The 13,310-nt window shown below is 40.2% G+C and carries 12 protein-coding genes; 4 read left to right on the forward strand and 8 right to left on the reverse strand.

Going from position 1 to position 13,310, the window contains the following annotated elements:
• Positions 1-114 precede the first annotated feature (114 nt).
• Positions 115-795 (reverse strand): MarR family winged helix-turn-helix transcriptional regulator, encoded by a 681-nt coding sequence (locus DRF67_RS01305; RefSeq protein WP_115926026.1) that lies wholly within the window; start codon positions 793-795, stop codon positions 115-117.
• A 263-nt stretch (positions 796-1,058) separates the two neighbouring features.
• On the opposite strand from DRF67_RS01305, the gene DRF67_RS01310 reads away from it, so the two are divergent.
• Complete coding sequence (locus DRF67_RS01310) at positions 1,059-1,652, forward strand: Crp/Fnr family transcriptional regulator (protein ID WP_115926027.1); 594 nt, start codon at positions 1,059-1,061, stop codon at positions 1,650-1,652.
• A gap of 134 nt (positions 1,653-1,786) precedes the next feature.
• On the opposite strand, the gene hemH is transcribed toward DRF67_RS01310, so the two are convergent.
• The 3 genes from hemH to DRF67_RS01325 form a co-directional block, all read right to left on the reverse strand.
• Positions 1,787-2,815: a ferrochelatase gene (gene hemH, locus DRF67_RS01315; RefSeq protein WP_115926028.1), complete on the reverse strand. Its 1,029-nt coding sequence runs from the start codon at positions 2,813-2,815 to the stop codon at positions 1,787-1,789.
• Between the two features lie 43 nt (positions 2,816-2,858).
• Positions 2,859-4,139 carry a cryptochrome/photolyase family protein gene (locus DRF67_RS01320; protein WP_115926029.1) on the reverse strand — a complete coding sequence of 427 codons (1,281 nt, stop codon included), beginning with the start codon at positions 4,137-4,139 and terminating at the stop codon, positions 2,859-2,861.
• Positions 4,140-4,336: 197 nt separating this feature from the next.
• The gene (locus DRF67_RS01325) at positions 4,337-7,447 is read right to left on the reverse strand and encodes a non-ribosomal peptide synthetase family protein (protein ID WP_115926030.1); all 3,111 of its coding nucleotides are present in this window, start codon (positions 7,445-7,447) and stop codon (positions 4,337-4,339) included.
• A 625-nt stretch (positions 7,448-8,072) separates the two neighbouring features.
• On the opposite strand from DRF67_RS01325, the gene DRF67_RS01330 reads away from it, so the two are divergent.
• Positions 8,073-8,570, forward strand: coding sequence for a DUF421 domain-containing protein (locus tag DRF67_RS01330; RefSeq protein WP_115926031.1), 498 nt, complete (start codon positions 8,073-8,075; stop codon positions 8,568-8,570).
• Positions 8,571-8,655: 85 nt separating this feature from the next.
• Here the strand turns inward: DRF67_RS01330 and DRF67_RS01335 are convergent, their stop codons facing one another.
• The 3 genes from DRF67_RS01335 to DRF67_RS01345 all read right to left on the reverse strand — a co-directional run bounded on the left by DRF67_RS01335 (position 8,656) and on the right by DRF67_RS01345 (position 10,853).
• Positions 8,656-9,471 carry a ferritin-like domain-containing protein gene (locus tag DRF67_RS01335; protein ID WP_115926032.1) on the reverse strand — a complete coding sequence of 272 codons (816 nt, stop codon included), beginning with the start codon at positions 9,469-9,471 and terminating at the stop codon, positions 8,656-8,658.
• Between the two features lie 25 nt (positions 9,472-9,496).
• Positions 9,497-10,207 (reverse strand): ferritin-like domain-containing protein, encoded by a 711-nt coding sequence (locus tag DRF67_RS01340; RefSeq protein ID WP_115926033.1) that lies wholly within the window; start codon positions 10,205-10,207, stop codon positions 9,497-9,499.
• A 76-nt stretch (positions 10,208-10,283) separates the two neighbouring features.
• Positions 10,284-10,853 (reverse strand): fasciclin domain-containing protein, encoded by a 570-nt coding sequence (locus DRF67_RS01345; protein WP_115926034.1) that lies wholly within the window; start codon positions 10,851-10,853, stop codon positions 10,284-10,286.
• Between the two features lie 582 nt (positions 10,854-11,435).
• Here DRF67_RS01345 and DRF67_RS01350 point away from each other — a divergent pair.
• Positions 11,436-12,005, forward strand: coding sequence for an RNA polymerase sigma factor (locus tag DRF67_RS01350; protein ID WP_228435706.1), 570 nt, complete (start codon positions 11,436-11,438; stop codon positions 12,003-12,005).
• A gap of 1 nt (position 12,006) precedes the next feature.
• The gene (locus DRF67_RS01355) at positions 12,007-12,822 is read left to right on the forward strand and encodes an anti-sigma factor (protein ID WP_115926035.1); all 816 of its coding nucleotides are present in this window, start codon (positions 12,007-12,009) and stop codon (positions 12,820-12,822) included.
• 183 nt (positions 12,823-13,005) lie between these two features.
• On the opposite strand, the gene DRF67_RS01360 is transcribed toward DRF67_RS01355, so the two are convergent.
• Positions 13,006-13,305 carry a hypothetical protein gene (locus DRF67_RS01360; protein ID WP_115926290.1) on the reverse strand — a complete coding sequence of 100 codons (300 nt, stop codon included), beginning with the start codon at positions 13,303-13,305 and terminating at the stop codon, positions 13,006-13,008.
• Positions 13,306-13,310: the final 5 nt, after the last annotated feature.

Below are 13,310 nucleotides of genomic sequence, written 5' to 3' on the forward strand. Positions count from 1 at the left end.
TTTAATTTTTAAATTTCTAAAAATTACCCTACATTTGCAGCTGATTCTCATGTTTAATTGAGTTTTCATGGTTATTAGTTTTTATCCCCGGATTTCTCCGGGGATTTTTTTTCACTATACTTTTGTGAATCTATATTCTTCATATACCGTTGAAATCAAGTGGTGCGAATCAATATTTCTTGAGAATATAGGATAATGAAAACGATCCAGTTTATTCAGAATTCTGATTAAATCCATTTTCTCATGATGACTGAGATTACCTGCAACAATATGAGTAGCCTGTCTTATTTTTTCCATTTGTTCTTCCAATGCGCGCAATCCTTCTTCCGAAATATGAATCAGCTTGCTGCGTTTATCGGTATCGGATTCCGTCTGCACAATCCAGCCCTGACGAAGCAGTCTGGCAATAATAAGCATACCAACAGGCTTATCATGAATATTTTTTTTAATGAGCTCCATTTTTGTCATCTGTCCGAAAGCCTTAAGATTGATCAGATAGATAAAGTCCTCCTGCGTAGAAAATTCTGAGTTTGAAATCGCAGATTTGGAGTACGTTTTTGCATAACGGTTGAGGTGAACGAGAAGCGTATTGATAGCACTTTCCGCTGTTCTTCCGTTTTCTTTCCCTTCCCAGTAAGGTTCTTCAAGGTTTTGTGGCCCCGGAGTCTCTTTCTGAGCAAACATCCACTCTTTAAAACCATCAATTGTATCGGGATAGGAATGGGGATGCACTTGAGCTTCCGTTTCAAACTGCTCCAGCAAAACCATCATGTCTTTGATAAGAGTATAATTCATTTCAATATAAATAGTTTACAAATATACCTTTTAAATTTCATTAGTGTATTTATAAAATCTAAAAACAAAAGATTTAAGGCTTAAATAAACATGGTCCTCAGGACTTTACTTCTTTAAAAGTCATATTTTTATGAATAAAATCAATACAAATAAACAAAATATGGTATATTTTCTCAAAATGAACCGGCAATATGGTTTATTATTTGCAATCTCTGAAACGAAAAGTTAACACAATACATCATTAACCTATAAAATTTTGAGACATGATAATAAGTGAAGATTTATTATTAGCCTATGGTGCAAATTATGAAACCTTTGATGCGAATGAAACCATTTTCTCAGAAGGAAATTTGCCTAAGTTTTATTTTCAGATCAATCATGGTATTGTTGAACTTAACAACTACCATGAAGACGGTAAAGAATTCACTCAAAATATTCTGTCTGACGGACAAAGTTTTGGGGAATCTTTTTTGTTTGATGATAAAGTTTATCCTACTAATGCTACTGCTAAAACCAGCTGCAACATCCTTAAAATTTCCAAGACAGACTTTTTCAATTTGCTGAATCAGCATCCTGAAATTTCTTCCAGAATGCTGAAATGCATTGCGGACCGGCTGTATTACAAATACGTTATGCTGTTCAATGTATCGTCACCGGACCCCGTTCTTAAAATTAAAACGGTGATGGATCACCTTAAAGGCGATCACAATACCCACAAACATTCGTTTCAGATCCCGCTTACCAGGCAGCAGCTTGCCAACCTCACGGGACTTCGCGTAGAAACTGTCATCAGAACGATTAAAAAAATGCATAATATCAATCTGGTGAAGGTTCAAAACAGAAAAATATTCTATTAAAAGCCTACTGACTTCTCCGCATTGAGTGGCAGTCACTTAGCCTATTGATGATCTGGAAAACGAGCTATATTCATCTTTGCAATGAATATAGCTCATGACCCCGTGGTAAATCGTATGTATTAACGAGAACAGCATTATACCAGATAAAACTGGCTGAGCTTTTCTTCACATAAAGTCCTAATTACGTCGATCCACCGGTCATCATCATTTAGACACGGGATATAGTAAAAGTGTTCGCCCCCTGCACCTAAAAACTGTTCTTTTCCTTCGACAGAAATTTCTTCCAGGGTTTCAAGGCAGTCCGAGACAAAAGCAGGGCAAACTACTGCCAGGTTTTTAATTCCTTTCGCCGGAACAGTCTCAAGAGTCTGATCTGTATAAGGTTCTATCCATTTATCCTTCCCCAGCCGGGACTGAAACGAAACCATTACTTTTTCTTCAGGCAATCCAAGTTTGCGGATGACACGTTCGGTTGTACTGAAGCATTGATGACGGTAACAGAACTGATGACTGGGATTTACTTCTTTATAACAACAGTCGTTCATATTACAGGTTTTGGTAGGATCCGTTTTATAAATATGTCTTTCGGGGACGCCATGATAAGAGAACATCAGGGCATCGAAACTTTCGGGAAGTTTTTCACGAATACTTTCCGCCAGACAGTTGATATAAATATCCCTATGATAAAAGGGCTGGATATACTTGATTTTCAGTCCGGGAAATTTCTTCTTTCTTACTTCTTCCGCCTTTTCAATTACCGTTTCCGTGGTGCTCATCGCATATTGCGGATAGAGGGGAAAAAGAACAATTTCTGAAACGCCTTTTTCAACCAGACGTCTGATCCCTGTCTCGATGCTGGGTTCCGCATATCTCATTCCAATTTCAACAGGGACATCAACTACTTCCTGAAGTTTTTTCTGTATTTTACGGGTAATGACAATCAATGGCGAGCCCTCCTCCGTCCAAACGGTTTTGTAGGCTTCTGCAGATTTCGCAGGCCTGGTATTTAAAATAATTCCCCGGACCAAGAGCGCACGAAATATCCACCGGTAATCAATCACTTTTTCATCCATCAGGAATTCATCAAGATATTCCTTTACATCCTTTACATCAGTTGATCTTGGCGAACCGAGATTGATGAGTAAAATTCCTTTTTTTGCCACTGTTCTATATACTTTTGTGATTATTAATTAAATTATACCGCGATTATGCCAATGCTTCTTTGTAAGTTTTCAATGCCCGCTCCCTTGCCTCTCTATGTTCTACTATAGGGAGCTTCTGCTCATCTTCAGGCAGCCATTTTCTGATATACTCAGATTCTTTATCAAATTTTTTGGCCTGCTCGTAAGGATTGAATATTCTGAAATACGGAGCGGCATCACAACCGCATCCTGCAGCCCATTGCCAATTGCCGTTGTTGGCCGCCAGATCATAATCTAAAAGCTTCGAAGCAAAGTAAGCTTCTCCCCAACGCCAGTCGATCAGAAGATGTTTGGTAAGAAAGGAGGCCGTAATCATTCTTACCCTGTTGTGCATAAAGCCCGTCTCGTTAAGCTCTCTCATTCCGGCATCTACAATTGGGTATCCCGTATTGCCGCTGCACCAGACCCTGAATTCCTTTTCATTATTTCTCCAGACAATATTCTCATACTTTTCTTTGAAGCAGCCCGTGACCACCTTGGGAAAATGATACAGAATCTGCATAAAAAACTCCCGCCATATCAGTTCATTCAGCCAGGTCTCATTATGCTTAAGAGCATAATCAACACATGCTCTTACAGAGAGGGTTCCGAAGCGAAGCGCAATTCCAAGGTGGGTGGTACAGTTCATCGCCGGAAAGTCCCTATACAGATGGTAAGATTCTATAAGTGCTTTATTGAGTTTTGGCTTTTTAAACTGCATATCGGTCTTCTTAAAACCAATTTCCTCAAGAGAAATGATTTCTGAGGAACCGTGAAATTCAGCAAAATGCGTCAGGTCAACCGTCTTGAACTCCGTTTTTATCAGTTTTTCCTTCCATTTTTTGGAATAGGGAGTGAATACGGTATACGGTGAAAAATCGCTTTTTACAATATCGCTTTTTTCAAAAATTACCTGGTCTTTATATTGTTGGAATTTGATGTGATGACATTGAAGAAAATCATGAATCTCCTGATCCCTCCGTATAGCCCCGGGTTCATAATCCCGGTTACAGAATACGGTATCAATCTCTAAATCCTGAACAAGTTTTTTGAAAACCTCCAATGGCCTCCCATGATGTATATGAATCCCAGTCCTGAATGACCGCAATTCCATATGAATGTCTTGCAATGCCTGGTGGATATAATCCACTCTTCTATCATAGTCGTCTTCGAGCTTATCAAGAATATCCGTATCCAATATAAATAAGGGAATCACTTTCAGACCGGAGTTGAGCGCATGCTGAAGTCCTGTGTTGTCTTCGAGCCTTAAGTCCCGTCTGAACCAAAAAATATTAATCTTATTCATTTCATCTTTTTCTGAGTTACTATTGAATCCTCTGCACGGATCATAAAAGTATACAAATATACTATTTTAAAATAATTAGTTTATAAATAAACATAAAATTTAAACGATTATAGAGACCACTTTCCTATTGCTGATTACTGCCAATGATAAAGCCCCTGAAATCAGAGGCTTCACTTAGAATATAACATCAGGCATTTTTATGATAAAGCTATTCCAAGATACTGTAAATAGGCATCGAGTATTTTCTTGTCGAAAACAGGCTCTGTAATTCCTGAGCCCTTCAGAAACTCTATCACATTGGAGCAATCCCAGACGTAGGTATTCTGATAAAGCTCCACTGTGGATAACCCTTCATGCATATTATCTTTAAAAAGGCTCGTTAGTGGATATAAGCGGTTTTTACTATCATTTTCCCATTGCGCGCGCCATTGTTTGTACGGAAGAGCCGTAAGCTTAAAAGGATAATGCTTTTTGATCAGTCCAAAGAAATCTTCCAGGGTCAGATTAGCCTGAGGACTTGCAATGAGATTGAACTTCTTCCCTACTGCATCTTTATTTTTAGTGATATGAGCCATTGAACGGGTCATATAATCAACAGTAATCAATCCTTCACGAAGTTCAGTCAATGCCGGATATGACTGGAATTCCACACAGTTTTTCACAAGCCCCGACCACCACTGATAAGGAGCACTGGCCCCGGTCTCACTGTGGCACATGGCATACCCGAGCCTGTAGGTTATTAAAGGAAGGCCTTGCTGTGCGGCCAGGTCTGCGACCGCCTCCATCACCCATTTGCTTCTTACATAGCCAATATCCTTGCTCACCGACAGTATGTTCTGCTCTATATCGTCTGACTCCGTCATTATCTTTTTTTCAGTGAAAATATGCCCCCAGCTGTAGACCGATATGGTTGACAGCAAGGCCAGACATTTCGTTCTTTCCGCTCCTGCCAGTTTTATGATTTCCCGTAATCCTTCCACATTGGGAGCTTTCATATAAGAATACGGCTCAATGAAATTCACTGAACTTCCCGAATGATAAATAAGATCTGCTTTTTTTGCAATCATCCTGAATGTATCATCGGAAAGCCCCAAAGAAGGAAGAGCAAGATCACCGATAACAGGAAGTATCCTTGTTTTTTGATCTTCTTTACGTTCTATATGATATTGACTGAAACAGCGGTCGATCTTTTCAAGAGCATGGAACTCATCCTGAGCCCGTACCAGGCAGTAGATCGCAGCGTCAGTAGTATCCAGAAGCTCCTGCAGCAGATGAATACCTACAAATCCTGTAACTCCTGTCAAAAATATCACTTTAGGGTCTTCGAGCTGCTGAGGATCAAAACCTCCCGCGAAAACAGTTCCGGGAGCCAGATAGACATCGTTTTTTAATGCCACATAAGGCTCCACATCCTCCACCGGAATCGCATCTCCAGCCACCCTGGATCGCTCTATCAGTATTTTTGAGAGATCACGGAGTACCGGGTACTGGTAAATATCCCTTAGATATACTTTCAGATCCAGCCGTGTCTGTAACGCTACAGCTACCACGGCTACCAAAAGTGAATTCCCTCCGATATCAAAGAAATTATCTGTCATATTAATTACAGGCTGCTCCAGTTCTTCAGCCCATACCTCCGCAACGATTCTTTCCATTTCATTAGCGGGAGGCTCAAAAGACACCATTTCTCTCGCCTCCTTCTCAGCCAGATCCTTCAAAACCTGATGATCTGTCTTTCCATTTGCTGTTAATGGTATTTTATCTATGAAGATCATCTGTGCGGGGATCATGTATCCCGGCAGCTCTTCTTTGAGCCGGTTTCTTACCAGCGAAGCATCCTTTACCATTTCAGGATCCGCTACAATACAGGCAACAAGATATTTATTAGTCCCGGCAGTATCTTTCGTCAGCACTACTGCTTCACGGATACCTTCCTGTGCGAGAAGCGTACGTTCTATTTCACCAAGCTCAACCCTGAATCCCCGGATCTTGACCTGATTATCAATCCTTCCCAAAAATTCTATGTTTCCATCAGGTTGCCACCGGGCCAGGTCTCCCGTCCGATACAATCTTTCATTCGGGTCAAACTGACCTCTAATAAATTTTTCTTCGGTAAGCTCTTCGTTATTAAGATAGCCTCTGGCCAGGATATTGCCTCCAATATAGAGTTCACCGGTTGCTCCCACAGGCAGTACTTCCCTGTTTTCTCCTAATATATAAGCTTTGGCATTGGCTATAGGCCTTCCTATGGAAGAGATATACTGTCCTTTCACGTCCTTCACTTTTCTGAATGTAGCAAATACAGTACATTCTGTGGGGCCGTAATAATCTACTAATTCGTAGCTCAATTCGGTGGTCAGTACGGGCTTAAGCTTTTCGCCTCCTGTAAAGAGATACTTCATAGAGGGTATATGAAAACTTTTGCTGTATTCTACTACAGCAGGAGCCAAAACAGCGGGTACAAAGCCATGGGTAATGCTGTTTGCCTGAAAATACCTTACTAAAGCAGAAGGTTCTGTTCTTTCTTCATCTTCCGCAATAAAAAGTGTAGCACCCGATGTAAGCGAAGACCATGTTTCCCATACGGAAATATCAAATGCAAGCCCTGCAACAAGTGTCAATTTGGAAGTATAATCTACATGAAAATGATGATTGTGCCAGGTGACAAGATGCTGAATAGCCTGGTGGTCTACCATAACCCCTTTGGGCTTTCCGGTAGAACCCGACGTGTAAATGGTATACGCCACTGCATGATGGGGAATGGCGACCTCTGGCTGTCCGGAAGAAAAAGAATCAAAGACTTTCCCGTCATCCAGATTTATGATCTCAACATGATCGTTTCTTTTCAGAATTCCTCCCAAACGATTGTTGGTAAGAATAACAGAGGCGCCGGTATCGGAGACTATGTACTCTACTCTTTTTGCAGGATAAGTGGGATCAACAGGCACATACGCAGCTCCTGTCTTTAGAACCCCCAGAATAGCAATGACCCACTCCAAAGAGCGGTCGAACCATACCGGAACAAACTTTCCTTCCTTTATTCCCTTGGATAATAAAGCCTGTGCCAATTGGTTGCTTTTTACATCCAGATCTCTGTATGTGATTTCCCTGTCTTTAAAGACAGCAGCAATATTTCCGGGATGCAATTCCGCCTGTGTCCGGAATCGAGATACCAATGTTTCCTTGTCATCGTATTCCCAGCCTGTTTTATTAAATCCGGTTAAAAGTTTCTCTCTGTCCTCAGCAGACAGCAATACGTTGGCAGCCCCCAATGGCTGAGCCCCCGGTGTTTGTTTTGTGTTTGACATGCTCATAAGTAATTTGGTTAAAGTTTTTTATGGTTAAAAGGATCATTTCATTCTTTGTGATTATCTTAAAAGGTTAATTCCGGAGAAAGAACAACAGTTGAGACAAAAACATAATATACAATATTAAAAACACAATATTAATATTTAAAATGTATGCATAATTAAATATTAATAACAATACAATAATCAAACTTAACATAATAAAATTAAACATGCGTTATATAATTATACTATTAATCCCACATTATTGAATTAAATTTATGGAAGACAAAACCACTGAAATAGGCTATTTCAGATTGCTAAACACCTACCATATATTAGGAAGAATGACAGTGATTACGTAGAACAGAGCTACTGATCCGGCCGCTGTATCTGTTTATCTGATACGTTTCCGACACTGTGCTATTATGACCAGGATCATAACTTGCAAGGAATATATCGTCTACTTTTGAACAAATTGTTTATAATTTGCATCTTACTTGAAATCAGATAAGCTTTCCTCACCGGAAAGCTTATTTTTATTCATCAGCAGTTGATCGTCTGAAGGATCATTAGGGTTACGCTTTTGGCTATTCTTCTTTTACACCACGGTATTATTTTTGTACCCTGTCTTAAAAGTTCAGTTATGCATATTCTGGAAAAAATTTGGGGTGTCGGGGATTCGCCTGATAGTCTTCAGATGGTGATTCGTGGGATTACGGTTTTCATACTGGCCTTATTATTCATACGTATTTCAGGCCGCAGATCTTTCGGCATCGGCTCACCTGTTGATAATATTATTGTGATCCTTCTGGGAGCAATTTTAAGTCGTGCTGTGGTAGGAGCCTCCCCTTTTGTACCGGTTGCTGTCACCTGTCTGGCTATCGTAGTGCTTCACCGATTCATTAGTTGGCTGAAAAGCAGGAGTGTCCGGTTCACAGAAGCGATTGAGGGAAAAAAAATCCTTGTTTTTGAGGACGGACGATTTTTGCAGTCCAATATGAACAGAGCGCTGATCTGTAAAGAAGATATTCTGCAAGGTATCAGGAAGTCGGCATTAACAGATGATCTCAGCTTAATTAAAGCTGTTTATATAGAACATACGGGAGAAATAACAGTGGTCAGGAAAAAGGTACAGCCTTAGACACCGCCCCCGGCGATATCAACAAGAAGTCCTTTCCCGGACATACCGGAAAAGGACCACACCACAACACCATCATCAATCACAACTATACGATAAACAGTGAAGCGATAGCCTGTGCATCACTGCCACTTAAAATTTCATCATAGGCAGCAGAACCTGCTGCTGCACCAAATAAGGTTCCGGTATTGAAGCCTCCCTGATTCACATTGTCTTCACCTGCATAGACAGGATTGGTAGCGGCTGGCATATTCCCACCGTTAGCCAGTTCTATCCAGCCTTTATTGGCCCTCATTCTTCTCACCTGCGAAGCGTGCCTTGCTTCTACAGAATGAATTTGTAAGGCAGCCTGAAGGACCACCTTATTGGACATCACATTTCCCGCCTGTCCTTTATATGCCCGTACACCGGTATCTTCAAAAGCCTGTGCCAGAATCAGGAACTGATTATAATCTGTAAAAGGTGAAAAATTCCCGCTAGCGGTAAAGTCAAATGTCGGCTTAGCTCCGGGAGTCGTTCCCAGTGAGGTAAGGGTACTTTTCAGGAAATTGACATGCGCTGACTCGTGCTTGGAAATCTGCATAAAAACGGTTCTGTCTCCATTAGGAATCAGTCCCGGAGCAGCCAATCCTATACTGTAATACTCATTTTCAAGGTATTCCAGGACCAGGGCAAGCTGTAAGGCATCAGTCAAGGTACTTTTTAAGGCTGCTCCTGTAAATTTATTATTCCCGGTCTCTGCTTTTGCGGGAGTCGCCATCATCACTCCCAGTCCCAGAGGTACAGCAGCTACCGCTGCTTTTTTTCCGAATAAAGACATTTCTGTGATCGTTTCTAATCGTGAAGCTTCTGTGGTAAAAAATTTATCATGAGAAAGCTTATCTAATAATTTAAGAATGTTCATAATACCAATTTTTGAAGATGAATAATTAAACGATACCCCGTTCTTTCCATGTGAAACGGGTTTTTATAAAGCCTCCTGCTACCGAAACAATATCCTTCGGTTCTTTGGCAGGATCAAGCCCATTAGCATCCACTACATCATCTCCGGAAAAATCTGCCGATCCGGGATTGATCAGATTTCTTATTGCAGAAGCATGTCTCGCTTCTACAGAAACGATTTTCCCGGCAATCACAAGATATTCGGGATTGGTAATATATTTTCCGGCACCATTGTATGCCGCCACTCCGGTATCTTCCAATGCTTTGGCAGTTGCCAGCACCGAGTTTCTGTCACTAAAGTTTACATTGGGGTACTGAAAGTCAAGCTTCGGAAGTACATTTTGGGTCGCACCACTAATGGCCGCTTTGAAAAAGTCCCGGTGAATTACTTCATGATGATAAAGATCTGTAAAAACCTCTTTTTCTACACTGGAAATACCGGTATAAAAATTATTAACCACCTTGGTATAAAAATCGGCTTCCAGCTGTTCCAGCGCGTAGGCATAATTTAATATCCCTACATCCCCGGTTCCCAGATCAAAGGTCTTGCTGTCATCCACCATCTGAAAATCATCGTCGTCACAACCTATTAATGTGAGGCCGGCAATCGCCAATCCTACACCACCCAGTTTCAGGAAGTTTCTTCTGCCTGTATCAAGGGTTGCCCCCTGATTGGAAACGTGAATTGTTTTTTTCATAATATTGATTTTTAAGTGTTTGATTACTTGAAAATGGAAAAACAGCACGTTGATATGCTGTTTGGTTTCTGTGAGATTACGGCATTAAAACCGTATCTATTACATGAATGACTCCGTTAGACTGGTTCACATCCGTAATGGTTACTTTCGCACTGTTATTTTTAGCATCCGTTACATAGAGGTCTTTACCTTTAGTCCAGAATGTAAGCCCTTCTCCCTGTAATGTTTTCATCATGCTTTTCCCGTTTCCAGCCTTTACAGCAGCCCATATTTCTTTCGCATTATATTTACCAGGCAGAACATGATAGGTTAATATGCCGGTAAGCATTGCTTTATTTTCAGGTTTCACCAGGTTTTCTACAGTTCCTTTCGGAAGCTTTGCAAAAGCTGCATCAGTAGGTGCCAATACGGTAAATGGTCCTGCTCCCTGCAATGTTTCTACCAACCCTGCAGCTTTTACTGCGGCTACAAGTGTTGTATGATCTTTGGAGTTGACGGCGTTTTCTATAATATTCTTTGATGGATACATGGGGGCACCGCCTACCATTACTGTTTTTTCTTTCATCGTTTGTGCACTTACCTTCCCGCCGAAAGCAAATGATAATGCTGTCATTGCTAAAATTGTGATTGTTGATCGTGTGTTCATTAGATTGATTTTTTAATTAGTATATGTAATTTGTGTTCTTAAAATCATTTACGAGCTTGGCTTCAGTTTAGATTGAAAAAAAACAAAATAAAATATAAATAACTGTAAATCAGTATATTATTTTTCATCCGAATCTAAAAAAATGCAATCTGAGTTCATCCGGAGCTATTTTTCTGTTGATTTTGTCCGTTATCAAAAATCAGTAAAGACGAGAAAAACATCTGTAACCTACAGCTTCTGTAGCTATGGTCAGAAGCATCGTTGAAGAAGTAAAAAGAAATAATACGCTTCGGTCAAAAGACTTTCTACGTCTTCATCCCCGGCCGGCCACAACGCTCTGTTTACAAAATTTCATTCTCTTCATAATGCTTATTTTCAATAGACTTCTGCAACCAGTACATAAAGGTTTTGCTGTAAAAAGTCTGTTTTGAATATTTCTGCAGAAGCTGTCATAGAATGATTCAGCATTACTTTGAGGATGTGTTTCTGATCTATGCATTTTCATTAAAAATTTTCTTACTGTCAGACGAACAATAAAATATTATCCGGATTTTGTTGCGTATATGTTTTATTTGATTACATTTGGATGGAAAAATAACAACTATTAAAACAACCTATTCGGAAGCGGAACTTATCGTTTTATTAAAAGAAAAAAACGAAAATGGTTTTCATTATCTGTATGACCACTATTCTGGTGCGCTCTACGGAATCGTTCTCCGTATTGTTCAGTCTAAAGAATGTACAGAAGAGGTGATTCAGGATGTTTTTGTTAAAATATGGAATTCTATTCATCAATATGATGCTTCCAAAGGCAGGTTTTATACCTGGATGATCAATATTGCCAGAAACACTGCGATCGATTATCTGAAGTCTAAAGGATTTCAAAACGATCTTAAAAACCAATCACTTCCGGATTTCGTATATAACACTGCAGAACTTTCAACCACAAACAATTCATCCGATTATATCGGACTCAACAACGTGCTTGAAGGTCTTGAAAATGATAAGCAGGAACTTATTGATCTTGCCTATTATCAGGGCTATACCCAAAACGAAATATCTGAGAAACTGAAGATCCCGCTGGGAACGGTAAAAACGAAAATGCGGAATGCATTGATGAAATTAAAGGATTTGTTAAAAGATTATCAATAAATTGAACACTAAAGAATACATATCATCCGGAATTATAGAATCTTATATTCTTGGCCATGCTTCTCCCGAGGAAGCGGGTATTTTGGAGTGTGTGATGAAGAATAATGCTGAAGTAAAAGCGGCTTTTGAGGAGGCGCAGAAAACCCTGGAAACTCTTGCTACGGCACAGGCAGTAAGCCCTTCCGGAGATTTAAAATCCAAGATCTGGAAGAAAATTCAGGAACAGCCTGCTGAAGAAGAAAAGCTTATTTCCAAAGAGAGTACGGAGGGTAAAGAATATAATGAAAGGATTGTCCCTGTGCAGATCCAGGCCAAGGCCAATTGGAAGCCGTACGCTATTGCAGCATCGGTGCTGTTGCTTTTAAGTATAGCGGGCAATGTTTTCTGGATAAACCAACAGTCTGCTGCCAAGCAGGAAATGACAAAACTGGCAGCAGAAAATAATTCTCAGGATGCAGCAATGCAGAAGATGAACAGGAAGCTGAGCTTATTTTCCAATCCGGATATGCAGAGGGTCATGCTAAAAGGAGTCGAAAAACATCAGGATGCTAAAGCTATGGTTTTTTGGGATCAGAAAACAAAAGAAGTGTACCTGAATGCGGAAAGTCTCCCTGAGGCTCCGGCGGGAATGCAGTACCAACTATGGGCCATTGAAGACGGCAAACCCGTAAGTGCAGGAATGTATACCGAGGAAAAAGACAGCCAGATAGCTCTTGCCAGTATCTCCAAGGCACAGGCCTTCGCCATCACGCTTGAAAAAGAAGGGGGAAGCCCTGCTCCTACCATGGAGAATATGTATGTGATGGGTGAAATTTAAATGCTCAACTTCCAGGATTTACAATCAAAAAAGACACTCAGACCACACCAGTCCTGATGCAAAATTGAGGAGCAGTTACCTACTTTTTAATGAGATATGCCACCAAAAATGTGGTACATAAATAAACCAAATAAAAAACCAGAATCTTGTGATTCTGGTTTTTTTATGGTTTTGAGAATAGAATTAATTGGTTTTCTTATTCCATTCTGCCTTAACGTCTTCTGCAGCATCTTTGGTCTTTTCCCAAGCTTCATCTGCCTTATCTTTAATATCTTCCCAAGCGTCAGATACATTGGCTTTTACTTTTTCCAGCCAACCTTCCTGGCTTGCTTCCTGATCACCTTCTCTTTTTTCATTGATGTAATCTCTTGCTTTATCTGCAAGATCACTCACCTTCCATTTGGCATCAGTCGCTGCATTTTTTAAAGAGTTTTCCGTTTCATTAACCGCTTTTTCCGCTTTGTTGTAATCTGAATTGTTCATAATAT

The sequence above is a fragment of the Chryseobacterium pennipullorum genome, assembly GCF_003384725.1.
GTDB classification, from domain to species: domain Bacteria; phylum Bacteroidota; class Bacteroidia; order Flavobacteriales; family Weeksellaceae; genus Chryseobacterium; species Chryseobacterium pennipullorum.